27 protein-coding genes and 1 tRNA gene are annotated in these 26541 nt (G+C 57.7%); 19 read left to right on the forward strand and 9 right to left on the reverse strand.

All coding sequences use genetic code 11. The annotated features are described in order from the left end of the window. Window positions 1–8: 8 nt before the first annotated feature. The gene (purB, locus tag U6G28_03965) at window positions 9–1448 is read right to left on the reverse strand and encodes an adenylosuccinate lyase (GenBank protein ID WRS30850.1); all 1440 of its coding nucleotides are present in this window, start codon (window positions 1446–1448) and stop codon (window positions 9–11) included. 167 nt (window positions 1449–1615) lie between these two features. Between purB and U6G28_03970 the strand changes: the two genes are divergently transcribed. Next, window positions 1616–1873 (forward strand): hypothetical protein, encoded by a 258-nt coding sequence (locus tag U6G28_03970; protein ID WRS30851.1) that lies wholly within the window; start codon window positions 1616–1618, stop codon window positions 1871–1873. Further along, complete coding sequence (locus tag U6G28_03975; protein ID WRS30852.1) at window positions 1870–3594, forward strand: hypothetical protein; 1725 nt, start codon at window positions 1870–1872, stop codon at window positions 3592–3594. Before U6G28_03970 ends, U6G28_03975 begins: the two co-directional genes overlap by 4 nt. On the opposite strand, the gene U6G28_03980 is transcribed toward U6G28_03975, so the two are convergent. After that, window positions 3579–3989, reverse strand: a complete 411-nt coding sequence (locus U6G28_03980; protein WRS30853.1) for a phage holin family protein — start codon at window positions 3987–3989, stop codon at window positions 3579–3581. The genes U6G28_03975 and U6G28_03980 overlap by 16 nt on opposite strands. Window positions 3990–4365: 376 nt before the next feature. On the opposite strand from U6G28_03980, the gene rocD reads away from it, so the two are divergent. The 5 genes from rocD (at window position 4366) to U6G28_04005 (ending at window position 8943) form a co-directional block, all read left to right on the forward strand. After that, the gene (rocD, locus tag U6G28_03985; GenBank protein ID WRS30854.1) at window positions 4366–5598 is read left to right on the forward strand and encodes an ornithine--oxo-acid transaminase; all 1233 of its coding nucleotides are present in this window, start codon (window positions 4366–4368) and stop codon (window positions 5596–5598) included. Between the two features lie 203 nt (window positions 5599–5801). Beyond that, a complete protein-coding gene (locus U6G28_03990; protein ID WRS30855.1) occupies window positions 5802–6275 on the forward strand; it encodes a ribose-5-phosphate isomerase in 474 nt (157 codons plus the stop codon). A 320-nt stretch (window positions 6276–6595) separates the two neighbouring features. Then, a complete protein-coding gene (locus U6G28_03995; GenBank protein WRS30856.1) occupies window positions 6596–6946 on the forward strand; it encodes a DUF4342 domain-containing protein in 351 nt (116 codons plus the stop codon). A 105-nt stretch (window positions 6947–7051) separates the two neighbouring features. Continuing rightward, window positions 7052–8017: a lysylphosphatidylglycerol synthase transmembrane domain-containing protein gene (locus U6G28_04000; GenBank protein WRS30857.1), complete on the forward strand. Its 966-nt coding sequence runs from the start codon at window positions 7052–7054 to the stop codon at window positions 8015–8017. 98 nt (window positions 8018–8115) lie between these two features. Beyond that, window positions 8116–8943, forward strand: coding sequence for an HAD-IIA family hydrolase (locus tag U6G28_04005; protein ID WRS30858.1), 828 nt, complete (start codon window positions 8116–8118; stop codon window positions 8941–8943). Between the two features lie 195 nt (window positions 8944–9138). On the opposite strand, the gene U6G28_04010 is transcribed toward U6G28_04005, so the two are convergent. The 3 genes from U6G28_04010 to U6G28_04020 form a co-directional block, all read right to left on the reverse strand. Next, a tRNA-Pro gene (locus U6G28_04010) sits at window positions 9139–9215 on the reverse strand. Window positions 9216–9312: 97 nt separating this feature from the next. Continuing rightward, complete coding sequence (locus U6G28_04015; GenBank protein ID WRS30859.1) at window positions 9313–10317, reverse strand: metallophosphoesterase; 1005 nt, start codon at window positions 10315–10317, stop codon at window positions 9313–9315. Between the two features lie 30 nt (window positions 10318–10347). Further along, a complete protein-coding gene (locus U6G28_04020; protein WRS30860.1) occupies window positions 10348–12585 on the reverse strand; it encodes a transglycosylase domain-containing protein in 2238 nt (745 codons plus the stop codon). 95 nt (window positions 12586–12680) lie between these two features. Between U6G28_04020 and U6G28_04025 the strand changes: the two genes are divergently transcribed. Continuing rightward, complete coding sequence (locus tag U6G28_04025; protein ID WRS31190.1) at window positions 12681–13034, forward strand: WhiB family transcriptional regulator; 354 nt, start codon at window positions 12681–12683, stop codon at window positions 13032–13034. A 57-nt stretch (window positions 13035–13091) separates the two neighbouring features. Continuing rightward, window positions 13092–13253 carry a hypothetical protein gene (locus U6G28_04030; protein WRS30861.1) on the forward strand — a complete coding sequence of 54 codons (162 nt, stop codon included), beginning with the start codon at window positions 13092–13094 and terminating at the stop codon, window positions 13251–13253. A gap of 328 nt (window positions 13254–13581) precedes the next feature. Here the strand turns inward: U6G28_04030 and U6G28_04035 are convergent, their stop codons facing one another. The 3 genes from U6G28_04035 to U6G28_04045 form a co-directional block, all read right to left on the reverse strand. Then, complete coding sequence (locus U6G28_04035; GenBank protein ID WRS30862.1) at window positions 13582–14265, reverse strand: Crp/Fnr family transcriptional regulator; 684 nt, start codon at window positions 14263–14265, stop codon at window positions 13582–13584. Window positions 14266–14455: 190 nt separating this feature from the next. Continuing rightward, window positions 14456–15478, reverse strand: a complete 1023-nt coding sequence (locus U6G28_04040) for a hypothetical protein (protein ID WRS30863.1) — start codon at window positions 15476–15478, stop codon at window positions 14456–14458. A gap of 56 nt (window positions 15479–15534) precedes the next feature. Beyond that, complete coding sequence (locus U6G28_04045) at window positions 15535–16473, reverse strand: hypothetical protein (GenBank protein WRS30864.1); 939 nt, start codon at window positions 16471–16473, stop codon at window positions 15535–15537. A gap of 45 nt (window positions 16474–16518) precedes the next feature. Between U6G28_04045 and U6G28_04050 the strand changes: the two genes are divergently transcribed. The 9 genes from U6G28_04050 (at window position 16519) to U6G28_04090 (ending at window position 22915) form a co-directional block, all read left to right on the forward strand. Beyond that, the gene (locus U6G28_04050; protein WRS30865.1) at window positions 16519–17337 is read left to right on the forward strand and encodes a hypothetical protein; all 819 of its coding nucleotides are present in this window, start codon (window positions 16519–16521) and stop codon (window positions 17335–17337) included. A gap of 131 nt (window positions 17338–17468) precedes the next feature. Next, window positions 17469–18419, forward strand: a complete 951-nt coding sequence (locus tag U6G28_04055) for a hypothetical protein (protein WRS30866.1) — start codon at window positions 17469–17471, stop codon at window positions 18417–18419. Beyond that, window positions 18403–19548 (forward strand): TadA family conjugal transfer-associated ATPase, encoded by a 1146-nt coding sequence (locus U6G28_04060; protein ID WRS30867.1) that lies wholly within the window; start codon window positions 18403–18405, stop codon window positions 19546–19548. The genes U6G28_04055 and U6G28_04060 overlap by 17 nt, the downstream gene beginning before the upstream one ends. 2 nt (window positions 19549–19550) lie before the next feature. Next, window positions 19551–20642, forward strand: a complete 1092-nt coding sequence (locus tag U6G28_04065; GenBank protein ID WRS30868.1) for a hypothetical protein — start codon at window positions 19551–19553, stop codon at window positions 20640–20642. 238 nt (window positions 20643–20880) lie between these two features. Beyond that, window positions 20881–21066, forward strand: coding sequence for a DUF4244 domain-containing protein (locus U6G28_04070; GenBank protein ID WRS31191.1), 186 nt, complete (start codon window positions 20881–20883; stop codon window positions 21064–21066). 26 nt (window positions 21067–21092) lie between these two features. Then, on the forward strand, window positions 21093–21464 hold the full coding sequence (locus tag U6G28_04075) for a hypothetical protein (GenBank protein WRS30869.1): 372 nt from the start codon (window positions 21093–21095) through the stop codon (window positions 21462–21464). Further along, window positions 21461–22045: an Rv3654c family TadE-like protein gene (locus U6G28_04080; protein WRS30870.1), complete on the forward strand. Its 585-nt coding sequence runs from the start codon at window positions 21461–21463 to the stop codon at window positions 22043–22045. The genes U6G28_04075 and U6G28_04080 overlap by 4 nt, the downstream gene beginning before the upstream one ends. A 37-nt stretch (window positions 22046–22082) precedes the next feature. After that, window positions 22083–22550 (forward strand): hypothetical protein, encoded by a 468-nt coding sequence (locus U6G28_04085; GenBank protein ID WRS30871.1) that lies wholly within the window; start codon window positions 22083–22085, stop codon window positions 22548–22550. Beyond that, on the forward strand, window positions 22535–22915 hold the full coding sequence (locus U6G28_04090; protein WRS30872.1) for a PIN domain nuclease: 381 nt from the start codon (window positions 22535–22537) through the stop codon (window positions 22913–22915). Before U6G28_04085 ends, U6G28_04090 begins: the two co-directional genes overlap by 16 nt. 174 nt (window positions 22916–23089) lie before the next feature. Here U6G28_04090 and U6G28_04095 read toward each other — a convergent pair whose 3' ends face one another. Beyond that, window positions 23090–25525, reverse strand: coding sequence for a DEAD/DEAH box helicase (locus tag U6G28_04095; GenBank protein WRS30873.1), 2436 nt, complete (start codon window positions 25523–25525; stop codon window positions 23090–23092). An 80-nt stretch (window positions 25526–25605) separates the two neighbouring features. Here U6G28_04095 and U6G28_04100 point away from each other — a divergent pair, with 80 nt between their 5' ends. Then, complete coding sequence (locus tag U6G28_04100) at window positions 25606–26526, forward strand: phosphatase PAP2 family protein (GenBank protein WRS30874.1); 921 nt, start codon at window positions 25606–25608, stop codon at window positions 26524–26526. Window positions 26527–26541: the final 15 nt, after the last annotated feature.

Raw genomic sequence — 26541 nt, forward strand, 5'->3', positions numbered from 1 at the left:
AGAACCGACTAGCTTTGATCAGGACCAACCAGACTCCGGGCCAGGCCAATGTAGTCGGCGGGTTCCATCTTGAGCAGTCTGTCCTGCAGATCGGTGGACATCTGGGCCTTCTTGATAACTTCGCGGATGTCTTCGATGCTCACCTGGCGACCGCGAGTGAGGTTCTTTAGGAGAGCGTAGGGCTCGTCGGACGACTCGCTCCCGGTAAGGGCCGCGAGCCTTAGCGCTTGCTGGACCGCCTCGGACAGTACCTCTGGGTGAGCCGCCAAGTCCTCTTCCATGAGATGGCGGTCCACATCTAGGTGAGCCAGACCAGCGCGAAGGTTTTCAAGGGCAACCAGGGAGTATCCGAATCCGACTCCGATGTTACGTTGCAGCGAAGAATCGGTTAGATCGCGCTGCATCCGGGTTGTCGCCAGATTTGCTGCAAGGGCACCAAGGATGGCGTTGGACATCTCTAGGTTAGCCTCGGCATTCTCGAATCGGATCGGGTTGATCTTGTGGGGCATAGTTGATGATCCGGTACTGCCCTCCGAACGCTGCTTGAAGTAACCCAGGGAAATGTACTGCCAGCAGTCCGTCGCTAGGTTGTGGGCAATTCGGTTGAAGTGCTCAAGTTCCGAGTAGAGGCGAACCTGCCAGTCGTGCGGTTCAATCTGTGTTGTGAGGGGATTCCACTCAAGACCGAGAGACTCGACGAACTGATCTGAAAGGTCCTGCCAGTCGACGTCTGGGAGCACGGCAACGTGAGCCGAGTAAGTGCCCGTTGCGCCGTTGAGCTTTCCCAGAATGGGTGTCGCATTAATGTTGCCAATCTGCGTCTGGAATCTACCGACGAAAACGGCCAACTCTTTACCCATGGTTGTAGGGGTTGCTGGCTGTCCGTGGGTTCGAGACAGCATTGCTGCATCGGCAGAGGAGGCCGCCAGAGCGCTCAAATCAGCCATCAGGTTAGTTGCCGCCGGGAGCCAGACCTGATGTAGGGCTTCCCTGACGCACAGGGCATAAGAGAGGTTGTTGATGTCTTCTGAGGTACAGAGAAAGTGCGCGAGTTCGACCAGGCTGGAGAGCTCCGAGCTTCCGGCAGCCATGTGCTCGCGTAGAAGATACTCAACGGCCTTCACGTCGTGCCGTGTCTCTGCCTCGAACTCAGCGAGACGCTCGCGGCGCTGTCGGCTAAAGTCCGATGGAAGCTGGTAGAGGTATGCACGGTCTTCGTCAGATAGCGGTCTGCGGCCGGGAATAACTTCGTGGTCAGTGAGGAACTCAATCCACGCCACTTCAACGTAAAGACGAGCACGATTGAGGGCATCCTCTGATAACCAGTCCGCTAGCGGCGCGGAGGCTGCCTGGTAGCGACCGTCGAGGGGGGAGAGCGCCGGTGCGTGCGTCTCCTCCCAGAATTGCTGGTCAGCGAATCGGGGTGAACGGCGGGCATTGCTGGGCACGCGGGCTCCTCGTGTTGCTTGAGTTCGGTAGGGAGTACTGCCTCGACCCCTCAAGGATACGGAACTGTGCCGGGCGACGTATTGCCCAACCACATTGCAAGGAAATAGTCCACAGGTACATGCAGACCGCGCGCCGGGCCTCAGCGCAAAAGACTAGGGTTCCTCGCATGTCGGTAGCGTTAGGAACAACGGTTGATCCACTCTGGGTTCTCGGCGCGTTCCAGGCGATTGAGGACGCCTGGTGGACCCTCCATTCGTCGCACGTGCAGGGCTGGGAGGGTCCCGGCAGTGTTCGGGCCGAGGAGCAGCGAGTCTCTTTGATGAGTCGGGTTGCAGATGCTCGAGATCAGCTTGGCGAATTGCATGCACTCTCGGTGACGCTCAATGAACTCGAGGCTGTGTTGACTGTGAGGGGCGGGGGATGAGCGATGACTGGTACTGGGTCAGGTCCGCACAGACCCGCGTTGATACGGAGCAGGTTGTCCAAGCGAGCAACGTTACGGCTTGGGCTGCGGGTGCGGTCGGCCAAACCCTGACCTCGATCACACGAGCACAGACGTGGACGCTGAGTCCGTTCACTCTTGCAATGCCGGAGGACCCCTTTACTCTTTTGCTCGTCGAGGAACAGGAGACGCTGTCTGCTCAGTGCAAGGCGTTGTTGGAAGAGATACGAGACAAGCTGATCAGGCTTCAGGTCGACATTGACGACCACGCGGAATGGCTGTCGATGGCGGCGCTGATCTACGCTTCGGCGGATGCCGATGCGGCAACCTTCTTTGAGCACTGTGATGCTCTGCGCGCGGTTAGTTGCGGACCGGGCCGTGGGAGGGGTTTAGGAGAATTACTGGGGCAAATTCCGCACTTAGTTTCGGTTATGGGACTTCCTGACAGCGAGGCCACGATGCAGACAGCGGGTCTTGAGACGGAGAGCCAGTTACGGGAAGTGGCTGCACAGATGTCGGCAGACCCCTCGTCCACGGCAAGACTGGCCGGACCGCTCGCGTCTTTGTGGTTGCGTATCGGCGGGCTGGTTGCTCCCTCGCCCTCGGGTGTCGTGGTTGTTGGTGAGGGGAAGGTGGCGTGGGGGAGAGCAATGGACGGCAGGCACTCATCGCAAATAGTCTCGTTCAGCGGCCCCGACGCTGAACGATTGGCTCAGGGATTCCCCGTGTCGTCTGATGAGTCGCGTTTTGGTGGTCCTGACGCTGAGCGATCGGCTCAGGGGACGCCGGTCTCTAGTGACGGGACCCGTCCGTGGGGGTGGCCCGCGGACTGGAACTCCTCGCGCCATCCGGTGAGGGTTACGGCGGCGCTGGCGGGAAGGGCCCTTGCGAGGGCACCTGCGTGCGTTCCCTGGCCCGGGCCGCCGACGACAGCCGCGGCACTGCTTCGAAGCCTGGAAAACTCCCCGCGGGTGGACGGAATCGGTGAAATCCAGATTCTCAGACACGATAGGGCGGAAGGCGACCCGTCTTGGAGCGTGGTAATCAGAGGAACACAGGAGTGGTTGCCGGGGTCGATCAACCCTCAGGACTTGATGTCAAACTTCGAGGAGGTGGCGGGGAAGCTTTCGGATCAGCACGTGGCAGTTCTTGCGGCAATGGATCTTGCGGGTATTCAACCGGGGGCGACGGTAGAGTTCGTTGGTCACTCACAGGGAGGAGCGGTAGCGCTGTCGGTTGCGGCAAGTGAACAGGTAAGCGGACGATTCAATGTCGTATCTGTTCTCACCGCGGGAGGACCTGTTGGGTCGGTTCCTGATCCGTCGGTGCGTGTCCTCGCCCTAGAGAATACGGCGGATATTGTTCCGGCTCTGGATGGCAGGCCCTCAAGTACTGAAGGTAACCATGTGGTCGTACACTTCGACCGGTCGGGATTGTCTGATCCCCCGCAGGTTGGCGCCCACGGAATGCCAACCTATGCGGCTGCGGCAGAGCGACTGTCCGAACTCGCTGAGACGGACCCGGACCTGCGTAGCTTTCGTGATTGGGAGCAGGCTCGTATCGGGGCGCTGGGACTCACGGAGGAAACAAGGACCGCCTCTCTTGTGTATGCGACAAGAAGGACGCTAGGGCCAGTCAACCTTCCCGAAGGATGGACGGGAGGAACCAGGCTGGGCGAGCGAAGATATCAGCGTACGTCGTAACGGTTCTGTTTGCCGGGAAGTATTGCGTTGAGTCCTGCGGCGATGATGCCCGCGACGATAGCGGTAACTAGACCGCCCCACACGGCCGGCCAAAAGCCGTCAACGTGTAAGGGGAGGGAGAACTGACCCGCGAGCCATCCTGCAAGCCAGAACATCAAGCCGTTCGTGACAAATGCGAACAGGCCCAGGGTAATTATGTATAGAGGAAATGCTAGGACCTTCACGACCGGACGGATGACCGAGTTTACGATCGCCAAGATAATCGCGATCACGAACAGATTGAGGAGTGTCTGCCAAACCTCTCCGGAGGCGACGAAGGTGACGCCGCCAACCCATAGTGATGCTAGCCAGACGCCCGCCATGTTTCCGATGGTCCTACTGATGAAATCTCCCATTACTACATCAAAGCACATCGTTGGTATCACGGTAGTGGCGTGCGACGAGGGCGTGCTTCGATGACGGGCGAGTAGTCTCGCCGACCAAATCGATACGGCTTGGACTCGCTATCAGCCGAGTCGTCGGCTAGTGTCCCGCTGTAGTTCCCCGGTCGCCGGTATCCCATGGTTGTCTCTGACGGTTTACGCGGTGTCCCGCGTTGCTTCTCCGGCGAGCAAACCGCCCACTGCGTAACCGGGATTCGTCTGAACGAGCGGTCTGCGCGGCAGACACCCTGCTATTGGGCAGGCTGCGTGGCAGACACCAGATTATTGAGTGGTCAGCGTGGCAGACACTGGCCGGGTGTCCGGGTAGCCTCATACCAGGAGGTTTTCAATGTCGAAAGTCAATACCAGGGAAGCGATGCAGAACGAGATCGGTGTTGTCGCGCCGAACTATCATCCTCTTCCAGTCGTCATCTCAGAGGGCAACGGTGCCTGGGTTACAGATGTTGATGGGAATCGCTACTTAGATGCCCTGGCCGGATACTCCGCCGTCAACTTCGGACACTCGAATAGGCGGTTGATCAACGTCGCGAAAGATCAGATGGACCGACTAACGATGACCTCTCGGGCGTTCTACAACGACAAGCTCGGAGCTTTCTGCAAGGAACTGGCGGAGCTGACGGGTCAGGACATGGTTCTTCCGATGAATACCGGCGCAGAGGCGGTGGAAACTGCGATCAAGGCGGCGCGGAAGTGGGGATACGAGGCGAAGGAGGTCGCTCCGCAGTGCGCAGAGATTATCACCATTGACCAGAACTTCCACGGGCGGACAACGACTATTGTTTCATTCTCAACAGATCCTGATGCGAAAGAGGGGTTTGGTCCCTATACGCCTGGGTTCGTGACCGTCCCGTTCTCCGATCTTGATGCGGTTCGTCAGGCGATCAATGAGAACACCGTCGCGGTCTTGGTTGAACTGATTCAGGGAGAAGCCGGGGTTCGTATTCCTTCGGAGGGATACGTGGAAGGATTGCGACGGCTTTGCACAGATAACAATGTTTTGATGGTTGTGGATGAGGTTCAGTCGGGTTTTGGGCGCACCGGAGAAACATTTGCCTCGGACCTCTACGGAATAAAACCCGATCTGATGGTCTTGGGGAAAGCGCTTGGCGGAGGAATCCTCCCGGTGTCCGCCGTTGCCGGACGTGCCGATGTGCTGAGTCATCTGACACCGGGAACGCATGGATCTACCTTCGGTGGAAATCCTCTTGCGGCCGCTGTGGGTCGTGAGGTTATCCGGATGATCGGCGAGGGCAACTACCAGCGAAATGCGCAAGTACGAGGTGAACAGCTGGGAGATTGCCTCGAAAGGCTAATGTCCGAGTATCCGGACGTTATTCAAGGCATTTCCAGACAGGGACTGTGGGTCGGGATTGACTTCAACCCAGAAGTAACGAGTGGGCGCGAAGTTTGCCATGCGATGCTCTCGCGAGGGGTATTGATGAAGGACGCTCACGGAAGCGTGGTTCGTATTAGTCCACCGCTGATGGTAAGTGAGTCTGACATAGATTTTCTCTGCGAGGCGCTGAGAGACACAGTGCGATCATTAAGTGCGCAGAGCTAGTGTTCCGTGCCGCAAACTCGCTCCCTGTTTCGCGTTGAACCAACACCCCTTGGCGGCACCCTCGTTTGACTTATCGCCGGTAAGCCTTCGCTCGTCTGCCTTGCGTTGCCGCGACTCGCCGCGCGATCTAGGAAATGGATTTGCATCGCGGAACACTGGCCTGCCGATAGTCTGAAAGCTAAAAGAGTTAGATGGGAGATCCAATGAAGGTCCACATTGCTGCAGATCATGCCGGTTTCGAACTGCGCGAAGCGCTACTCGCGCACCTTGGAAGCCGTGAAGGAATTGAGGTTGTTGATCACGGGGCGTTCGTTTACGACAAGATGGACGCCTACCCCCCGATGTGCATTGCGTGCGGCGAGGCCGTTGTGGCCGATCAGAAGGTCGGTGAGGAGGCTCTGGGTGTCGTTATCGGGGGCTCAGGAAACGGCGAACAGATGGCGGCGAACCTGGTTGATGGGATTCGTGCGGCGCTGATTTGGAATGAGTCCACCGCAGCTCTCGCTCGTGAGCACAACGACGCCAACGTCTGCGCTCTAGGCGCGCGCCAGCACACCATTGATGAGGCTGTTCGTCTGGTTGACATCTTTGTGGGCACCCCCTTCTCGAATGATGAGAGGCACATGGACCGCATCAAGATGATGGCAGAGTACGAGGCGGTCCGCTGCGAGGACTAGCCCCTCCTCCCCGTCTTCTCTGGGTTGCCAATCAGATAGGGAGCCGACACGCCGTAAAATCGCGGCGAAATCCCCCCTATCTGATTGGAGATCCGTTTGAGGGGGTCGGATGGATTGAGGGTGCCCCCGCTGACACTAGAGTCCTCGACTGGATGGCCACACTTGGGTCCGCAGGACTACTCGTTGGCGGCCGCGCTGATGATTGTTCGCAGTCGTACACGACGCCACCTGAATTGGGTCCGGTTCTCCTCGACCAGCATTCGGGTGCCACTCCTGAAGCCACGGTAACCTAGGTGAATCTTGTAGTTAAGGAGCCAGCAATGAGTAATGCGCAGTCTTTCTCAGAGAAGTTTGCCGATGCGTCCGACCAACTTTCGGCGAAAGTAAAGGAACTCATCGAGGAGGGAAATGTCCGACGGATCATCGTCCGCAACGCTGAGGGAACGGAGCTTCTCAATCTGCCTCTAAACGGAGGAGCGATTGTTGGCGGGGTTCTGGCTTTGGCGGCACCGCTCGTCGCTACCGTGGGCGCTGTCGCGACGCTTGCATCTCCTTTGAAAGTGGAGATTGTTCGGGTGAATGAGGACGATGTCGAAGTAACGGAATTCGTTCAAATCACTGGTTCGTCTGAGACGGACCCAGTTGATGAGGAAGTTCAAGACGCCAACTAGGTGAACCGGACTCGGCGTTGAGTTCTATAGCGACGGACAGACGAATCCGTTGATAATGCGCCGATTTCGAGTTTGTCTTGGCGGTTGGGCAGACAGGTGGGATGGATGGTGAATCAGACGACGACCTGGGAGAAGATCAAGGCCGTGACCGGAACCAAAACTTTCCGTGCCCTCTTCACCATCGTTGTTGTCGGTATCGTTATCTTCATTCTGAGCAGGGAAATTCACCCATCTGAGATCGCTACCGTTCTGAAGAAAGCTAATGTTTGGTGGATTGTTGCCGCATTCCTCGTGGGCGCAATCTCTTGGGTTGGTGCTGCTGTCCCCCTGGATAAGCTAGCCGAAATCAAAGTCCCGATGAGGGACGCAACCCTGGTTCAGATGGCGTCCTCCTTTGTTGGAGTTGCCGCCCCGGCCGGGCTGGGGCCCGTAGCTCTTCACCTTGACTATCTGAAGAAGCGGGGGATGAGTACCGTTTCAGCGTCGGCTGTCGTCGCATTTATTGCTCTGGCACAAGTTGCTATGTCGATCACCATGGTGATTGTCGCCCTGATCTTTGACCACCAGTTCCCCCACGTTAACTTCCCGTTGCGAACCGTTATCCTAGTGATGGTTGGAGTAATCGTGGCGCTAGCGCTCACGCTGGTGATTCCCAAGGTTCGGCGCCTCGCAATCGCCAAGACCCAGGACTACTGGAAGCAAATCCAGCCACAGATTCGGTATGTGAAGCAGAACCCCATCGACCTTGCCTGGGCAATGCTAGGCGTATTTGTTCAGACAGGCACCTACGCGTTGGCCCTGGTCTTTTGCATGTATGGTGTCGGCCATCCAATATCGTTTGCTGAGGGCATCATCATGTATTTGGTTGGCAACAGTATCGGATCGGCGATCCCCAGTCCTGGCGGAATCGGAACAACTCTTGCCGCGACGGTCGGAGCCTTGACTCTAATCGGTGTTCCTGCAGCGTCTGCCGCTTCCGGAGTTCTAATGTTCCGCCTGGTCACCTTCTATTTGCAGGTCCCAATAGGCGCCGGAGCATTCCTTTATATGCAACGACAAGACCTTCTATAGCCCAATGGGTATGTGCCGAACGAATTCTCGTGGCATTCGCCCTAACTTCGGTCCGCTCGGATGCTCCACTAACCTTGCTCCTAAAGTAAGGAGAGCCAATGACCCCCGAACGCTGGTACCAGGCATACTTTTTCGATATTGACGGCACGTTGTGCCTTGGTGACACCGTCCTTCCAGGCGTCATCGAGACGATACAGTTGTTGAGAGAGAAGAAGCGGGTGATCCGATTTCTCTCTAATGAGTCCTCCTCGGACCGCGAAGGTCACGTTAGACGCCTAAAGAAACTTGGTATTGACTGTGACTCGGAAGAAGTCCTGACCACAATCGAGGCGACGTCGGCTTGGATTGCTGAGCGTTACCCCGACGCAAAGGTCTATCCGATGGGAGCGCCGGACCTGACGAAGAATCTGGAAAAGAATCGTATCCAGGTGACGGAAGACCCTGCTGAGATCGATATTGTCATCGCGTCTTGCGACCAGCATTTTTCTTACCCGAAGCTGGCGAAGGCATTCGATGCCTTCTACACGTACAAGCGGGCGATCTTGATAGCGACGAACCCTGATCGCCACGGCCCCAACGGTCCGAACACCGCGACACCGGATACGGGCTTCGTTATTGCCGCTTTGGAGCAAAGTGCCGGTATCGAATGTCAGATGGTCATGGGTAAACCCAATCCGACCATGCTGACTGCAGAGTTGGCGAAGCTGGGAATTTCTCCCTCGGACGCACTGATGGTCGGTGATACCTTCGAGACTGATATTCAGGTTGCGCACAACGCTGGCACTGATAGTGCTGTGACGCTTACCGGCGACTCGACACTAGAAGATGTTGTCGCCGCGGGTCCGCAAATCCGCCCCACATGGGTGGTCGAGAATCTGAGTCAACTGATTCCGGCCGCGGTTGACCGGATGCCGCTGCCCTCCTGATTAGTGGCACCGATTGTCTTGCGGCTAAGACTTCGCGGGGTGCGCGGTGTGACCATGGTATTGGCCGACCTGGGGTGTTACGCGCTCGGCAGCGTTGAAAGAACTCATCGATGTAATCCATGAGAAAGACGGCTAGGCCGAACAAACTAAGACCACAGATTTCCGTTGTTGCCACGAAAACCGGCGGCTCTCAACTGGTCGGGGTGACAAGATTTGAACTTGCGACCTCTTCGTCCCGAACGAAGCGCGCTACCAAGCTGCGCCACACCCCGAATCCCGAAGGAGCCAGAACCTCGCGGTTCCAGACGTACCAAGTATAGGAACTGGTGCGACCTCAAACCAAACGCACGAATGAGGGATTGGGCACCGCTAGTTCGTAGCTTTCAATGTGATCAGAGAAACTTCTGGCCGGCAGAAGAATCGAATCTGGGCAAATCGTGAAGTTCCCAGACCCGCAGAGATGTTGAGCCAGGATTGCCTCCCCTCGTACATCCAGGGGTACAGACCTCGACTGTACCGATTGGGGATATCGCAGTTGTTCACGATGGCACCAACACCCGGAAGGCGAACCTGACCGCCGTGGGTGTGACCTGTGAGGATCAGGTCAGATCCGAGTTCGGTCGCGTGGTCCAGCACCCTCTTGTACGGCGCATGACTCAGCGCCAAACGAACTGCGCTCAAATCATCCCACTGCGCCACGGGCTGTGGGAACCGATCACGCCGAATATGAGGGTCATCCACGCCGACCAGAGCGGCATCGACATCCCCTGCGGGCGTAGAAATTGTCGTCAAGGCAGAACGGTTCGACAGGTCAATCCATCCGGCCCCGACCATCCGTTGCACCACGTCAAACCAGGGCAACTCAGGGTTCATGTACGAAACCCGTTCGCTTGCCTCTGCGTGGTGGGTGGGGTCAAGGTAAGAGATCCACGGTTTGCGCTTCGGTAGGTAATAATCGTTTGAACCAAGGACGAAAGCGCCGGGATACTCCATCAGAGGCTCCAGAGCTTCAAGAAGCAGCGGGACACCACTGTGGTCACTTAGGTTGTCGCCGGTCGATATAACAAAGTCAAACTGTTCCTCTTCTGCGACGCGGGCGAGGAAATCCCCGATGAACTCCTGTCCCTCGAACATGTGCAGATCCGAGATTTGGAGTATCCGCAACTCGTCCAGTCCTTTGCGTGGGCGAATAGGTACTTCTGCATATCGGACCGTTGGGAACCGGGATTCGACATGCGCCAGCCCAACGGCGGTGGCTCCAAGCGCTGTTGCGATCGCGCCAGTTGCGGCGGTCGTCCGCATGATTCCGACAAAGCGCGAACCCAATAGGGATTCTCTACCGCCAATCTCTTCTAGTGAAGGAGTGGGAGTCATGCTTATACCAGCCTTACCGCGGAGATGGTCTTAGTCGGCCTTTTCCTCGTTCGATGGAGATGTCTGCTGCGTTGTTGAACGTTCTGACGAGGAGTCGCCGGACGAGGAACTGCCCGTGGAAGAGTTTCCAGATGTCGTTGTCTGGGTTTTCTTCGTAGTAGTTGTCTTGGGAGTGGGAATGTTCCCGATGAAGACATCCGGCATCGCTTCAATCTCTGTGCCCTCAAGAGCCGTCTTCATGTACTGAGCCCAGATAGGAGCACTGATTGTCTCGCCGTAGACCACGGGGTAGTACTGACCGTTAATGACGATGTCACCGATAGGTGTAGCAGAGGCGTCAGCGTGTCCGGTCCAGGTGATGGCAACCAGAGACGGGGTGAACCCAACCAGCCAAGTGTTGTCGTTCATATCCGTCGTACCTGACTTGGCGGCCATCGGTCGGTCGATTTGATTCGGGTACGTTGATGCTGATTTGGTGAGTACGGTCGAAACCTGACGGGCCACGTTTGCGTCGATAGCGGGAACGCAGTTGGGTGAGTTAGTTTTGATGACTTCGCCGTTGGCGTTCTCGACCTGGGTGATCGACATCGGGTTGCACCTGACACCATTGTTGGCCAGGGTTCCGTAAGCAACGGCCATCGACATCGGCGTGACGGTGGAGGCCGTACCGATAATTCCGGACGGATACATGGCAACAGTCTCGCCGGTTATCCCGTCAACGACGCCCATCGCGTTTGATTTCTCGAAGATCGAGCAGAAATCAACCTTCGTTGCCATGTCCACAAAGGCTTGGTTCACCGAATAGTTGGTCGCCTTGATGAGGTCGAATGTTCCGTCTTTGTTCGCGAGGTCGCCCGCGGTCCAGGTGTCGGTCGCGTATGGCTGGCCGCCACACTTGAACATGCCATTGGTAAACACACGGTTGGCACGTCCCACTTGTTCGTATGCTGAATGGCCCTCCGTGAACCACTGGACCAGCGTGAACATCTTGAAGATTGATCCGGGTTGGAATCCGGTTCCACCTCCATGCGCGGTATCGGTGGTATAGGAAAGAGTCGTGGCACGAGGGTCTGACTCAGTCGCGATTCCAAAACGGGTGTTCTGTGCCATCGCGACGATGTAACCGTTCTTTGGATCAAGCGAAACTAATGCTGTGTCTAGCCCCGACGAGTCATCGACGGGAATCCCCCCGACTACCGCTGCGTAGGCCGCGTCCTGGTTCTTCTGCTGAAGGGTCGTACGAATCGTTAGTCCCCCGGTGTTCAACAGACGTTGACGCGTGGCACGATCCGGGCCGAATGCCTCGTCTGCCAGGAAATCCGCAACCGCATACTCGCAGAAGTACGCTGAGCTACCGGCACTCGCGCACCCGGAGACTAGGTTCTCTGGGTTGAGCATTTCTTCAACGGGCGTCGCGAGCGCCACGTCGCGCTCTTCTTCAGAGATATAGCCGCGGTGCTCCATCTCTTGGAGGACTAGGTCGCGACGTTCTTGGGCGGCTTCCGGATTTATCAGGGGATCGTACTCAACCGGCGACTTCACTGTCCCTGCGAGCAGGGCGGCCTCTGCGACCGTCAGACTGTCAGCGGACTTCGAGAAGTAGGCGCGTGAGGCGGCTTCAACCCCGTAGATGTTGGCCCCGAATGTTGCCAGATTAAGGTATCCGGTGAGGATTTCGTCTTTGGTTAGCTTTGACTCAAGAGCGACTGCGTAGCGCGCCTCTCGCAGTTTTCTGACCACCGACTGCTCCTGCGCGTCATCAATGAGGTCTTGATCGCCTGCCTGAATTCCTTTGTTGACCAGGATGTTTTTGACGTATTGCTGCGTGATGGTCGAGGCGCCCTGCGTTCCGCCACCTACGACCACGTTATTGAAAACCGCCCGGACCATGCCCTCTGGATCTATTCCGTGGTGGCTCTCAAATCGCCAGTCCTCAATCGCGACTATTGCGTTCTTCATAACCGGGGCAATTTGGTCTGAGTCGACGATGGTGCGCAGTTCGGTAAAGAATCGGGCTAAGACCCGTCCTTCAGCATCGACCATTTTTGAGCTCTCAGACGGTTCAATAACGTCCAGTTCGGCCGGCATCTCGTCAAAGGTCTCGGGAATCGCACGCACGGCGGCCCCTGCTGCCCCGACCGCAGGAATCATCAGACCTGCGCCCAGCACGCCGAGCAGACCCCCGATGATCGCAATGGAGGTCAGCAGAGCAACGAACTGCACAACGTTGATTCGCCGCTTCCTATTTCGATTAGCTGAACTAGGCATAACGCCAGTGTACTGACTAGGCTGTGCCACACGAAGATGTAAGAGCGACGGGTCACAGTGGCGTGGTCTGTTGCATGGAGGTGGACGTCCCAATGATGCAGGCGATCGACCCGAACGAATGGGTTGGAAATGCCCTGTGTGCTGACGATCCCCCAGACGCACTTTTTGTGCGGGGGGCGGCGCAGCGCCAGGCAAAATCAAGGTGCAAAGATTGCCCTGTAAAGCTTGAGTGCTTGGCTGATGCTTTGCAGTGGCGATGTGATTTCGGAGTGTGGGGTGGGCTCACAGAACGGGAGCGACGGGCCTTGCGCAGGCGCTACCCGGCCGTGGAAAACTGGTTTGAGTGGCTCAGAACCTCTGACGATGCGGATGCTGTGGAGATCCGTGGTTCCAGTTCAGGGCGTGTTGTGTCCCTGGTCCAACCTCAGACAAGATCTCTCTCGGCTTGACCCGGATCAAGAGACTATGGGTCGTGTTTTGGCCCCCTGACCAGTAAGGTTTGGCTCATGACGAAATGGGAATACGTAACAATTCCGCTGCTTATCCACAACACCAAGGGCATTCTCGATACCTGGGGTGATGACGGTTGGGAACTGGTTCAGGTTGTACCCGGACCGTCCAACCCCGAGAACCTGGTTGCGTACCTGAAGCGCCCGAAGTCGGAGTAGCTTCACGTACTCGCGCCTGGGGCTTTATTTTAGGGGGAGTCCTTCGGCCTGAGCGGTCACCCACTGGTTCACGTACTCGCACCTGTGGTTTCAGGACCGCGGGGACGAATGGATTTCGCGTGTTCGTTGGCTGTCCACGGCGCAGCGACTCGTTAAGACCGCCCTAAGCCCTGAACGTGTTGTTTTGCTGGGCGCGTTGTTAAGGTTTCTGGCGTCTGGCTAGCCGTTTCTGTCCGAGAGTTCGTCAAAGAACGGCTTGTCACATACTAAGTAACGCAAAAACAGGGGATCCTGCTGAAAGCGCAGGATCCCCTCGTTCACGACTGGTCTAGCGTGCTCGGCGAGCCAACCGATCAACGTCAAGTAGCGTGACTGCGCGCCCCTCAAGGCGAATCCATCCCCGCGAAACGAAGTCTGCCAGGGACTTGTTTACGGTCTCACGTGAAGCGCCGACCAGTTGAGCCAGCTCTTCCTGGGTGAGGTCGTGAGGGACGTGGACCCCGCTGTCGGTCACCGTTCCAAAACGATCAGCAAGATCCAGAAGCGACTTAGCGACTCGTCCCGGAACGTCTGAGAAGACTAGGTCCGAGAGGGATTCGTTGGTGCGGCGCAGACGCTGGGCTAACGCGCGCAACATATGCTTCGCCACCTCAGGGCTGGTGTCCAGCACCGACATGAGGTCGGTGTGGTCCAATGAAAGCAGTGAGGCGGAAGACACTGCAGTGGCGGTGGTTGAGCGCGGACCCGGATCAAACAGGGTCAACTCGCCGATGATCTCGCCGGGGCCCAGAATCGCCAGCAGGGACTCACGTCCGTCATCGCTACTGTGACCGAGCTTGATCTTGCCCTCTGTGATTATGTAAAGGCGCTCTCCGGGATCGCCCTCTTCGAACAGAACCTCACCACGGCGAAGAGACGTGTGGGAGGTCCTTGCAGCAAGTGCCGCAAACTGCTGTTCGTTCAAGCCCGCGAACAGAGGTACGCGGCTGATGAACTGGTTGTCGAGGCTCATCTTTGCTCCGATTTCATTCTTTGGGGTCTTCGTGGCGCCGAACTGACGCGGTGGGACTCTGTGATGGCTCCCACGTCAATCATAGGGCCATACCAGGGCATTTTTCTCATCGCTTGGTACTGCGAGGAGAAGATGGCCCTCGTTCACAATACCGGACGAACGAGGGGTGCCAGCTTCCTCAAAGGAAGATCTACTTTGATTTGTTGGTTGCTTTCCGCGCCCAGTGCGCTTTTAGTCCTTCTGGATTGGTAGCGGCGACCAGTGCCCGGGTGGCCTCTTCCCGACGTCCTGCCCGGCGTACGTAAGCTAGAGCGACTGCCAGGGCGGCCATGAAGAATCCAGCAACCGTAAGTAGACCGGAGAAGCCTGTTAGCTCGAAGCAGCCGACGACATTGCCGCCAAACGCGTTTAGGTTTCTGATTCCCGTGAGATTGTCGTCTACCAACTGCTGGGCGAGGACGGGGGAGATAAGGAAGATCGATCCGACCACGAACATCACAACCCCGGAGATAAGCAGTCCCAGACTGGACTGTGCGGCGAGGAATGCGATGAGCGCAACGACTAACAACCCGATTCCTAGCTCGATTAGGGCAGCTGGGTTGATGACAGAAGTCTCCCAGGGGTTCCCGGGGGCAAAAGCAAGTCGCGCCCCAGCATCACTTAGCAGGTACCAGGCGACCGGCGTCAGTAACACCGTCAACACCGAGGTGAGCCAGCGAGTCCCAGACTTCGAGCGGATAGTCGGCAGGACGGTGGCATCGGCCAGAACCATGTTGTCTGCTGATGAGGTCGGATCGTAGGTGTATCCCGAGGCTGGAGCAACCGTCGTTTCTTCAACTGGAACCACGGTCGCCTCTGTGAAGGTTGGCTCCGTGTAGCTACTGTCTGTCTCATTTGAGCCTGTGAGCAGCGAACGTCGAGTTATGTGTGTTGACTCGGTGTCATCGGCACGACCTTGTAGAACATCCACCGGCGGAAGCGGTTCGTCTATGGTCTGAAGGTCGCCGACCTCAACGGGAAGACTGACAGTCTCATCGACGCTGTCAATGACCTCTGGGAAAGCGGTGCCCGGAGCCTCATCAACCACGGTTTCGGTTGCGGTAGAAACGTTCCCGACCAGGTCGGCATCGGTTACCTCGGCTGAGGAATCGAGTGACACTTCCTCACCGGTCAAGATTTCGGACTCTTCTGGGTCCTGGTTACGTTGGGACACGGTGGCCTCCTGACTAAACGTATTTCACGCCAAACCTACTGCCCGAGGCCGCAGTTTCAGTCCTGACTCACCGACTGGGTCTCAGGATTCCACCCGGCAAGGCGAAGGTAGTGGATTGGAACGGTTGTCCCGAGAAGCGTCGCACCTATCGTCGCCATCACAGGCGAGGCGAGAGCAACCATCGTCTCTGCTGGAGCCGAAGGCGTTGCCACCTGTCCCGTTAGAGTGCCCCAAAGGGGGATAAGCAAAAGACCGGGCAATAGCATCAGCAGCGTTGCCCCGACAGTTACGCCCAGCGTCGAGTGCGCAGTGGAGACGGCCAGGATAAACACAACCCCGCAAGAGATCGCTAAGGCGACGCCGGATCTTGCAGGCATGTTCAGTCCCTGCGCTCCGAAAAGAGCGAACGGCTCAAGATTCGCTGGAGCTTGCTCCACGACGGTGACCCACAAGACTGCGACCAGCACCAGCGAGACCAATATCGAGATCGCACCATTTTGGGCATTCTTGTCCCTTAGTACGGTTGGTTCGGCGAGTGGGGCGGCCTCCTGCTGCCAACGACGAACCAAGATCACAGAGACTGTCGCTCCGACACAAGCGCAAAAGATTAGTAGGGGCAACCAACTCCAAGTGAGCGGGGCCAAGACCACGTCGAACGCGAACCAGCGTCTACCAAAGGGTGACTCCCTGACGGAACGTGGCACGGTAAAGACTAGTGCGAGGACTCCGGCCCAAGCGGTCAAGACATAGAGAGCGGTAGAACTTGCCGTGGAGAGCACGCCGAGAGCAAATAGGATGAGGCCGCCAACCAGAATTCCAACCATCCCAATGTATGACGATAGAGGGGTGCCCTCAGCTGCGGCTTCCATTACGGCGGCCGATGAGGAATATAGAAGCAGTAGTCCCAGAGGGGCGGTAAATGATGACAGCAGCGCGACGCTAGCGCCAGTACGGCCAGTGTTTGTAACTGGTGTATTTTTCCTGCGCTCTGTCATGCCTTCACAGTAGTCGGGCTTGGCGGCCAGCGTTACGGTTGGTCTGTGCAGTCATCACAGATCGAACCGAGCGACAGCGTAGCTCCCTCAATCAAGGTTCTCGAAGATCAGGTCCACCGAACCTGTGCCGACCTCAGGTTCGCCGAAGGACTACGGCGAGGGTGGGAAGAGGCGAGGGCTGAGGCCGCCGTGCAGGAAGCCGTCCTTCTTGCATGGATGGAGGGGGCTCGAGGGAGCGCAACTGAGCTTCGTGAGATGACAATGCGAATTGAACAGGGGCAGTCGCCGGATGAGGACACAGAGGCGGCGTCCGCAGCAATGCTAGGGATCTGGAGGGCCGTGTGGCATTTGGAGTCAGAGTTACCTCCTCTTAATACGCGGGACGCAAGGACCACGGGTTCGAGAGCGGTTCCCTCAGTTCTCGCCTCGCTCAATAAGGAGATCTGTTCGTTTCTGGTTGCTACGGGACAGATGTCGGGAACGAAGGTGGCGGTGCCGCAGGAACCGGACGTTCTACGGTCGATCATGCGTGTTGCAGATGACACCTCGGTGTCGGCTACTGCACGAAGCGCCGAGGTGCTCAGGCTAATGCTGACCAGCAAACCATTCGCTTTTGGAAATCTGCCTACGGGTTTTCTGTTTGTTAAGTGGTTGCTCGCGCGAACCGGAGTCGAACCGACGGGAGTGGCGATTCTTTCTGCGCGCGCGAGTCAGAATCAACAAAAGTTCAGCGCATTAATGGAGCTAGGTTCAACCGAACAATGGCATAGGTTCCTTCTGGAATCCCTTATTGATGGATGCGCGAGTGGCAAACTAATCGCCAGGAGCGTTCAGGCAGGTCAGACTCTCGACTACTCGAACTGAATAGGTAGATCTGCCTCGCCTGCCGACGCTATCTTCACAGATGATTTTCCACAGCCTGGGCTTGAGGAACTGTCACACAGGTTGCGTTCTCGCTTCTGGAACCACCGTCCTTTTCACGCTGAAATGAGGCTGTGGCAAGTACTGACCGAGGACCAATATATACAGCGTTTCAGAACGCGCGACTGGAATCAGTCGTGCGGGATCTTTGTGAAATCGCTGGGGTAAGTCCGATACCGCTTCGGGGTCAAGCGAAGGAATCTCCGGATCGAAAGCTACCGCAGAGTGCCCTGCTTCTGACCGAGACTGGATCGAATTTCTCCACTGAGTTGCCAGTCGGGTGGATAAGGGTGCTCTGCGAGCCAGCGATCAGGGATGCATCTGCAGACTTGGAAGCGCCGGATATGGTTTTGCCGGAAGACGCCGAGGACTTGATGCGACTAGTTCGGGACTGGGCAGACGATGAAACTACATCGGGTAGTTCAATCTTGCTGGGCTCTTGGCATGGAGGCTCCGGAGTTACTACTTCAGCTTTCGCGTTGGCCGAAACTCTGGGCGGAGTCGTACTGGACGCTTCCGCCACGCCGAGCTTCCCCTTCCTAAACGGATTGGAACTTCTCTTCTGGGAAGACATTGACGCTCTTGATATGCCGCCGGGAGCGGCGGCAATCGCAGCGCTCCCACGAGTCAGTGGTGTGCCGACACTTACCAGTGCTAGTCCCGGTCCACTTCGACCTCGCCCGGAACAGGTCGTCGCCGTGGCGACTGCTTCTCCCCGGGTGAGTGTGATCGACTGTGGTGGCGACGTCAGGGGGATGGCTCGACTCTGGGACGAGTTGGCTCAAGCGGGCCAGGAGGTCCGTCCAGTACTTCTGGGCCGCGCAACGGACCGGTATGTGGAACCGGCCGTTCGCGCATTCACCGCGCTAGACGCGGACTCTTTGAATGCGCGACTTAGTGTCTTGACGGTCGGGAGGGTCTCATCGCTCTTCTCCGTGGCAGAGCAGAGATTCCACCTCCAGCGCAGGCGTGCACCAAATCCGAAATCGCTGCGGGGTTGGAGGCGTATTGCTGAAGGGATCTAACGCCCTAATTCGTTCCCGACGACTCGCGGCGCAAGGTGAACGTATTGCCACGGCTGTGGCAGAAACGAGTCCGGAGTATCTGGCTTCCGGGATGCGGCTTAGCGCTTGGGAGGAACTGAGTGCAGCTCAATTGGGGATGCCTGTCTCGGTGATGAAACTGCTCCTCAAGAAGGGGGTAACGGATGTCTTGATAAACGAGACGACCACCTGGCTTGACCGAGGCGCAGGGCTGGAACGAACCTCATTGGACCTCGGGAACGCAGATGAAGTTAGAAGCTTAGCCGTACGAATGGCGGCCGCGGCCGGAAGGAGACTGGATGACGCAAGTCCTGTGGTTGATGCGGTCCTGGGAGATCGGTTTCGACTTCATGCCGTACTGCCACCGGTCTCTCGGCAGGGAGTAGCGATCTCCCTTCGGGTGGTGCGTACCGAACCGTTCTCTGTCAAAGATCTTGTGGAAGGAGGATCGCTGGATCTAGATACAGCCGAGATTCTCTTGAATGCGGTCAAGCAGGCCAATTCTCTACTTATCTGTGGAGGGACCGGTGCCGGGAAAACCACACTGCTTGCCACACTCCTTAGCGAAGTCCCACACGACAAGCGCATCGTGTGTATCGAGGAAGTAAGCGAGTTGACGATAGATCATCCTCACGTCGTGAGGCTTCAATCTAGGGCGGCAAATGTAGAGGGTAAAGGCGAAGTCTCTCTAGACGACCTGGTACGCGCCGCCGTGCGAATGAGACCGGATCGACTGGTACTGGGGGAATGTCGGGGTTCCGAGGTGCGTGAGGTACTCACGGCAATGAACACCGGTCATAGCGGAAGTTGTGCAACCATTCATGCAAACTCGATTGAGGATGTCCCAGCGCGACTCTTCGCGTTGGGCGCCCTGGGTGGAATGGATCAACAGGCGGTCAGTGCCCTGGCGGGTCGAGCATTTGACCTGTTGGTTTTTCTGAGTCGGGACCAGGTGGGAATAAGGAGGGTCGTAGCTCTGGGGGAGTTGCGGTCAACTGATGGGGTCCTACAAGGGATAGAGATCCATAGGTCCAGGGCAGCGCAAGGTGATCAGTTTGGACCCGCCAAGAGTTGTTTGTCTGCCAGTTCCGACCCGCGGCGCGGGCCCTAATCATGTCCGCAGATGGCGCTCTTGTCGGATTGGCTCTATCCATCATGGGGTTGTTTGGTCTCTGGGCATGGCAGAGAACGGCGACCGCGATTCGTCTGGAAAAACTCCTCCCAACGAGGTGCTCACAAACAGGGCGGATACATTGCGAAAAGAAGCCGGGAAAACTGGAGGAGTCTGAACTAATCTCAATTTGCGCTGAAACCGCGTCTCGACTGCGTGCGGGAGAATCCCCCCGAAAGGCTTGGAAACGCACTCTGAGTCGCGTTCTCAGGCCGGGTGGCGAGGAGGTCTTGGACGTTGAGGGCATCCTTGAGCGTTCGGGAGAAGCGGGACAGATCGCCCTCGTCAGTATGCGCTTCGCAGAGCAGACAGGAGCTCCGCTCGCGGCAGTCCTAGAAAGAACTTCCCACGCACTTTCTGAACGGGAGCGGGCAGATCAGGCCCTGCAGGTCGCTTTCTCGGGTCCGAGAGTTTCAGTACGGGTCCTGTCTGCGCTGCCCCTTGTCGGACTGCTGGGTGGCGAGGCGCTTGGGGCCCACCCAATCGAGTGGTTTTTCGATGGCGCTAGCCAGGTGCTGTTGCTGGTTTTGGGGGTGGCGCTCGCGGCCCTCGGCAATGGCGTTAGTCGGGGAATGGCCAGGCGTGCCATGCGCGCCGGCCAGGGGAAGCATAGGGCGCCTGTTTACTGCGACCTGGCCGTCTCGGGTTTGCAGGGCGGAATGGCGATTCCTCTGGTATTGAGCGCGATCGGGTCTGCCTCGGGCGAGAGGGAGTACGGGCGAATCGGCAAAGAACTGGAACTTGGGGCCACATGGCATGAAGCGTGGGATCCTCTTCCCGATACCGGAGAACTGCTGTACCGCGCATTGGAACCAGCTTGGGTTGACGGCATCTCACCCACCGCGTTGCTGGCGGGTGTTGCGGAACATGCGAGGGCCAGCGCCGCGAGCGAGGCGAAGAAAGCCGCAGAGAAGCTGGGCGTTAAGTTGGCCTTTCCTCTGGGCCTGTTGCTACTTCCATCCTTCATCATTCTTGGTTTGGTGCCGGTCTTCTTTTCGCTGGTCGGAGGAGAACTTGGGGGCCTGATTGGGTGACGTAGCAGTAGCTACTAACAGCCACTTATCCACTGGAGGGGTCTTGGCGATGAGTCCACAGGCCAACGGAAAAGCACTGGCGTGAAGGCCCAGGATCGAGTCCCATTGGTCCAACCAGAGATTGCATGTCACCCGCGTGGGCCGAGTGGCAGCCAACGAGAAAGGTAAGTAAATGAGACCAGTCAAGGATGCAGTCGTTAGGGCATGGGTCAACCTGTCCATTGAAAGCGAGCGGTACATGGAGCGAAGTGGTCTGCGACAGCCGTTGTCTGCTAGCGAAGACGAGGAGGGGTCGACGACGGTTGAGTATGCCATCGGAGCAGTAGCTACCGCCGCATTTGCGGGCTTACTTTTGGCGGTGCTCAAGTCTGGTGGAGTGAAGGCCATGCTCAACAGCATTATCCAGACAGCGCTGAGCATTTGATGTAGCTTCGATCTCCCCCAGCAATCATGAAATCTACGTTTGAAGAGCCGCCGACCGACCATCCAGAGTCTGGGATGGTTACGGTCGAGTTGGCGCTCGGACTGGGATCACTGTTTCTAGTCCTAGCGTTGACACTCACCGTAGTCGGGGCAGGGACGTCCAAAGCGGCACTTTGCGATCAGGTACGGCAGGAGGCCAGGGCGCACTCGCTTGGGGCGTCCGTCGCAGAAGGAACTGGCTCGTCCATGTCGGTGACCAGCGAAGGATCGAGCTTTACGGTTCGTGGCACGAAGGCCGCCGCTCAACTCGGCGGATGGAGTGTCGGCGCCCTTGAATGCAAGGTGAGCGGAACTTACGAAAACGCTATCCCATGGGCACTTCTCGGGAGCCAACCATGACCCCTAACCATGTGCGTTACGAACCGAGCTACACCACGGAGAGGGGTGAGGTGGGAGACGAATTACGTTACGCAACGGGCTGTACCGCGGAGGGGGGTGAGGCGGGAGACGAATTACGTTACGCAACGGATGCTTCGTTGGGGGAGGCAATCCACGGAGATGAAGAGGGGAGTGCAACGGTAGCAATAGTAGGAATAATCGTTGCACTGCTGATTATTGCCACATTCGTTGTCGCTGCCTCGTCCGTCTATGCGCATCGGAGTCAACTTCAAGGCGTCGCAGATATGGCAGCTTTGGCGGGCGCTGATGCCACGCCGATTTCGCTCATCATGGCCGGTGGGGCGGCGCCGACTGGCTGTGCTACTAGTCAGGCTGTGGCCGAACTGAATGGCGTCCAACTCGACACATGCGATGTCGACACACTGGGGGATATCCGCGTCAAGGTCTCAAGACCGGCGACCCTGCTGGGCTTTGCGGTGACCGTCCAGGCAAAGGCTTGTGCAGGCCCAGCTAGACCCCACGAGGGTTTGGGGACGGGCTTGCGCCCACTCCTAGGTGGGGGGGTAGACGTCACCGGTTAAGTGGAGGGTAGATGGGACCGGTTAAGTGGGGGTATACGTGACCGGTTCTCCTATGACGCCAATCCGCCAGTACGGCACTCCGGCAGATAGCACTCCGGCAGGTAACGCAACCCCTGCTGTTCAGAAACTCGCCCGGCAGATAACCGGAATGGACGTGAACTTCGGTGACCCAATCTGGCCAGTGCCCGTCCTTATCGACTTACCGCATGTAATAGATTTCCCGGGTCGCGACCTGCCAGCAGGCGATACACGGCATGATTCTGGTATGACCATAAAGATTGCAATAAGTCTGCCGGATGAACAGGTCGAAGCGATTCGCCGACAAGTCGAGTTGGGGCTCGCACCTTCGGTATCCGGGTTCATAAGTGAGGTTCTACGGAAGACCGAGCGTGAAGACACGCTCACTGCACTACTGGCTGATTTAGACAGCGAACATGGTCCACTGACCCCTGAGCAGGTTGCCTGGGGTGAAGAGCAGATGGAGTCCATATGCCGCGAGGACTAACACTCGATGTGGGCGCCCTCATCGCACTGGAGCGAGGAGACTGGACCATTCGCTCGCTGCTAACGCAAGCACGCGACCGCGATGTGGAGATTTCCGTTCCCGCCGGAGTAGTTGCTCAAGTTTGGCGAGGAGGCGCGCGACAAGCCAGAGTATCCCGACTGCTGAACAGCCCACCTGTGGGGGTTGTTTCCCTGGATGAGTTCACGGCTCGGGCCGTGGGTGTCCTCTGTGACAGGTCCGGCCACTCAGACATCGTGGATGTCAGCCTCGCTCTGAACGCCGCGGAAATGGATCATGTCGTCGTCACCTCGGACCCGAAAGACATTCGCTCCGTCATCCCAGACCTACACCTAATCATCGTCTAGCGTTGCTCATCTGGGACGCAGGCGCCAGAAGAACCCACCCAACATACGACTGACTAGAGTTAGAAAGCTCCAGCCTGGAAGCCGACAACAAGATCGAGAACTGTGCGGGCACGCAGTCATCCGAGATAGAGGCGAGATTCCGCGGTGTTCAGCGCTGTACATCTGGGAAGTTGTCTACGGCCCTTCAGGTCCCGGCGACCGTTCCGCCAAAAGTCGAAGCAGTGCGATAGCTCCAACCTTCGAGAGCGGTTCATTCCGGTTGCCACACTTCGGCGACTGGATGCACGACGGGCAGCCTTCTTCGCACGAACACCCCTCCACCACCTCAAGCGTCTTCGTCATCCACTCTTTTGCGTGGGCAAAACCGTATGAGGAGTAGCCCGAGCCACCCCGATACGCGTCATGGACAAAAACAGTAGGTCTGGCTGTCTGAGTGTGTTCGGCAATTGAAAGACCGCCTAGATCCCAACGATCACACGAGGCCAGGAGGGGGAGCATCCCAATAGCAGCGTGTTCCGCCGCATGAAGTGCTCCTGGAACGTCCGCAGTTTCAATCCCCGCCTTAGCGAGCGCCCCCGGATTCAGGGTGTACCAGGTAGAAACCGTCGGGAGGATCCGCTCCGGCATCTGCAGCTCGCGATTCGACACCAACTCCATGTGTGGCAGTCGCAGGGTGTCGTAGTCGGTGACCCGGCTACTCACCTCGGTGTCGCCAGTGCTCCAGGTGACAAGTCCATCGTCAGAGGTCCACGACTCCTGTTCGTCAAGGATGCGAACCTCCGAGTGTTTCCCTGGCCTGGTTCTCAGCGGAGTACTAACCCGCTCCACAACAGCAATCCGCTGTGAAGCGTTTTCGTTGATGGCTGTTAGCTCTAGGACGTGAAAGGTCTGCCCTTGATGGATGTAGATCGCGTCGGGGTGGACCTCCGCGTCGGCGCGATCCTCAGGAACAGTGCCAATCACCGCCCCGGAACGAATTTCGATTATCTGAACTTCACGATCTCCTCCTCGAATATCAACTAGCGCATGCGGACGTCCCTCAAGTCCGAAGTTCCAATGCCAGGCATCGGGACGGCGTCGCAGGAAACCCTCGGCCACAAGTTGATCTAGAAGTTCAGTGTTTGCCAGTCCGAACGTCGGTAGGTCTGACTCAGTCAAGGGAATTTCAGCTGCTGCAGAGCAGAGGTGCGGCGCTAAGACATACGGGTTAGCCAGGTCCAGAATGTTGGGTTCTACCTCCCTAAAGAGACTCTGCGGATTGTGGATCAAATAGTTGTCTAGAGGATTCTCTCCGGCAATGAAAACGCTGACTCCCTCGCGTCCTGCTCTGCCAGCACGGCCGGTCTGCTGCCAGAGAGATGCCCTGGAGCCCGGCCACTCCGTAGTAATCGTGGCATCAAGACCCGCGATGTCAATCCCCAACTCCAGGGCATTGGTCGTGGCGACGGCCCTCAAATCGCCATCGCGCAGAGCTCGTTCCAACTCCCGACGTTCTTCGGGTAGGTAACCGCCCCGATAAGCGGAGACTCTTCCCGAAAGTGGAGATGCCTTCTTGGAAAGGAGTGTGCGTGTCTGCTCGGCGACTGCCTCTGCACCGTACCGGGAACGGATGAAAGCAAGAATCCGGGCGTCGCGTTCCATGAAGGCCGCGGTCAGCTTCGACGCCTCCGTGAAGACACTGACCCTCATCGCCGGGAGCGGATACTCGGGGAATTCGGCTTGCTCCTGAAACTCCCTCTTCAGCTTCTCGGCGGGATGAAGAGCTGGCTGCCACAAAACGAGAGTATGAGGAGCGGCAGGTGAACCGTCCTCCACGATCGCCCTCACGCGGGTCGACCCGGCCATCTGAGACCCAACGAGTTCCGGATCTTGCACGGTTGCTGACAGCATTATGACTTGGGGGTTCGCTCCTAGGTGACGAGCAACCCGCAATAGCCGTCGAAGTACCAAGGCGACGTGTGAGCCGGTGACTCCTCTCCAATAGTGGAGTTCGTCGACAATGACGTACCGCAGTGATCGCAGAAAGCGGGTCCACCGGTCGTGCGAGGGCAACATGACATGGTGGATGAAATCCGGGTTCGACAGAACGATGTCAGCATGAGCGCGGGCCCACTGCTTCGCCTCACTTGAAGTGTCCCCGTCGGCCGGGGCCACCCTGATTGGTTTATCGAGTCCCGCAGTTAAGCGGTTGAGGTGCGAAAGTTGGTCTGCGCCCAGGGCCTTTGTAGGGGCCAGGTATAGCGCGGTGGGCCTGTTTCGATGGGCGGCAAGTGAAGTGTCTTCAGATGCACCGAGCAAATCAGAGATGATTGGTACCCAGGCGGCTAGCGATTTGCCTGAGCCGGTCCCGGTTGAGAGAACGACATCGTTGCCGTCAGCAATGGCCGTCAGCGCCTCGCTCTGGTGGGACCAGATCGAGTTGATCCCCATCTCTGAGTAGACCTTGCGCAGGCGAGCATCGACCCACTGCGGCCAGGAAGCTGTCCGTTCTTTCCGGCCGGGAATCTGCTGTACGTGAACTAGGCGGTCATCCTTTGAGCCGGTCCGAACCAAATAGTCGAGCAACTGACTCGACACGGGTCCCGCGAGGCTATCGTCTTGAGGACTCATCGAATCACTGCCTTTCCCACTGGCTGGCACCAACACTTTAGCTTGGCAGGTTAGTCTTCTCTCTGTAGCTTTGGAGGCAAATGAGTTCTGGCACCGATTACTGGCCTGCGTCGGCTCCGAGATATTCGGCGCTTGACGAGCAAATACGCGATTTTAGTCATCGCGTAGCCCTGCGGCGCGGGATTATCGTTGTAATTGCTGTAATCCTGGTTGCCCTACTCTGGTCTCTCGCGGTGACAACCCCGACAGGTCAGCTAATAGACACCCTGTCGATGCAGTCCGTTAAGGCGCGATTGGACTTTGGTGGTCCTTTATCGGAGAGCTTTTCTTCCTTAGTCTCCGAGACGACGGTGGCAATCGCAGCCATCATTGCCTTCGGGACTGCCGTTACCAGGCGGCGTGTTCCCCTCGGTGTCCGCGTTCTTCTGATGCTGCTTCTTGCCAACGGGCTCACCCAGTTGCTGAAGGCCGTCCTGGTTCGGCCCGACCTGGGAGTCGGCCACTCGTTGGTGAACTCGTTCCCATCTGGGCATGTAACGGTGATTGCCTCCATCGCGGTTGCTCTGGTCGCGGTTGTTCCCCTGCGAGCGAGAGGGCCATTGGCTCTGTTGGGCTTCCTCGTCACCTCCGCCACCTCGATTGCAGTGATGGCCCTGTCGTGGCATCGCCCATCGGATGTCCTTGGCGCACTGGCGATCGTCCTGCTTAGCGCCATGGTGACCCTACCCACCGAATGGGATCCGAAGGTGGGTGGCTTTGGGTTAGCGATTGGCGTCGCTTTCTCGGCCTTCGGAATCGTCCTGTCGCTGATCGGAATTGGTCTAGTTACCTACGGGCTATGGGACACGGCGCCGCCCGTGAGCCAGGCGCAGATAGTCGACCTCGCAGCCCTAAACTCGCCGGGCCTAATTCTCGCTGCTGCCGCTTGCCTGATTACCGTCTCATTTAGTGGTCTTCTTTTTGCTTCCGTGAGGTCTTTGGCAGGCAGTTTCGGGCGCTAATATGCGGTTCGGGAC

Source organism: Actinomycetaceae bacterium MB13-C1-2, assembly GCA_035621235.1.
Taxonomy (GTDB): domain Bacteria; phylum Actinomycetota; class Actinomycetes; order Actinomycetales; family Actinomycetaceae; genus Scrofimicrobium.

Bases quoted from the DNA above. Each gene is read 5' to 3' on its own strand.
- U6G28_03970 (WRS30851.1), top strand. From the start codon at position 1,616: ATGTCGGTAGCGTTAGGAACAACGGTTGATCCACTCTGGGTTCTCGGC.
- U6G28_03975 (WRS30852.1), top strand. From the start codon at position 1,870: ATGAGCGATGACTGGTACTGGGTCAGGTCCGCACAGACCCGCGTTGAT.
- U6G28_03980 (WRS30853.1), bottom strand. From the start codon at position 3,989: ATGGGAGATTTCATCAGTAGGACCATCGGAAACATGGCGGGCGTCTGG.
- rocD (WRS30854.1), top strand. From the start codon at position 4,366: ATGTCGAAAGTCAATACCAGGGAAGCGATGCAGAACGAGATCGGTGTT.
- U6G28_03990 (WRS30855.1), top strand. From the start codon at position 5,802: ATGAAGGTCCACATTGCTGCAGATCATGCCGGTTTCGAACTGCGCGAA.
- U6G28_03995 (WRS30856.1), top strand. From the start codon at position 6,596: ATGAGTAATGCGCAGTCTTTCTCAGAGAAGTTTGCCGATGCGTCCGAC.
- U6G28_04000 (WRS30857.1), top strand. From the start codon at position 7,052: ATGGTGAATCAGACGACGACCTGGGAGAAGATCAAGGCCGTGACCGGA.
- U6G28_04005 (WRS30858.1), top strand. From the start codon at position 8,116: ATGACCCCCGAACGCTGGTACCAGGCATACTTTTTCGATATTGACGGC.
- U6G28_04015 (WRS30859.1), bottom strand. From the start codon at position 10,317: ATGACTCCCACTCCTTCACTAGAAGAGATTGGCGGTAGAGAATCCCTA.
- U6G28_04020 (WRS30860.1), bottom strand. From the start codon at position 12,585: ATGCCTAGTTCAGCTAATCGAAATAGGAAGCGGCGAATCAACGTTGTG.
- U6G28_04025 (WRS31190.1), top strand. From the start codon at position 12,681: ATGCAGGCGATCGACCCGAACGAATGGGTTGGAAATGCCCTGTGTGCT.
- U6G28_04030 (WRS30861.1), top strand. From the start codon at position 13,092: ATGACGAAATGGGAATACGTAACAATTCCGCTGCTTATCCACAACACC.
- U6G28_04035 (WRS30862.1), bottom strand. From the start codon at position 14,265: ATGAGCCTCGACAACCAGTTCATCAGCCGCGTACCTCTGTTCGCGGGC.
- U6G28_04045 (WRS30864.1), bottom strand. From the start codon at position 16,473: ATGACAGAGCGCAGGAAAAATACACCAGTTACAAACACTGGCCGTACT.
- U6G28_04065 (WRS30868.1), top strand. From the start codon at position 19,551: ATGTCCGCAGATGGCGCTCTTGTCGGATTGGCTCTATCCATCATGGGG.
- U6G28_04070 (WRS31191.1), top strand. From the start codon at position 20,881: ATGGAGCGAAGTGGTCTGCGACAGCCGTTGTCTGCTAGCGAAGACGAG.
- U6G28_04075 (WRS30869.1), top strand. From the start codon at position 21,093: ATGAAATCTACGTTTGAAGAGCCGCCGACCGACCATCCAGAGTCTGGG.
- U6G28_04080 (WRS30870.1), top strand. From the start codon at position 21,461: ATGACCCCTAACCATGTGCGTTACGAACCGAGCTACACCACGGAGAGG.
- U6G28_04090 (WRS30872.1), top strand. From the start codon at position 22,535: ATGCCGCGAGGACTAACACTCGATGTGGGCGCCCTCATCGCACTGGAG.
- U6G28_04095 (WRS30873.1), bottom strand. From the start codon at position 25,525: ATGAGTCCTCAAGACGATAGCCTCGCGGGACCCGTGTCGAGTCAGTTG.
- U6G28_04100 (WRS30874.1), top strand. From the start codon at position 25,606: ATGAGTTCTGGCACCGATTACTGGCCTGCGTCGGCTCCGAGATATTCG.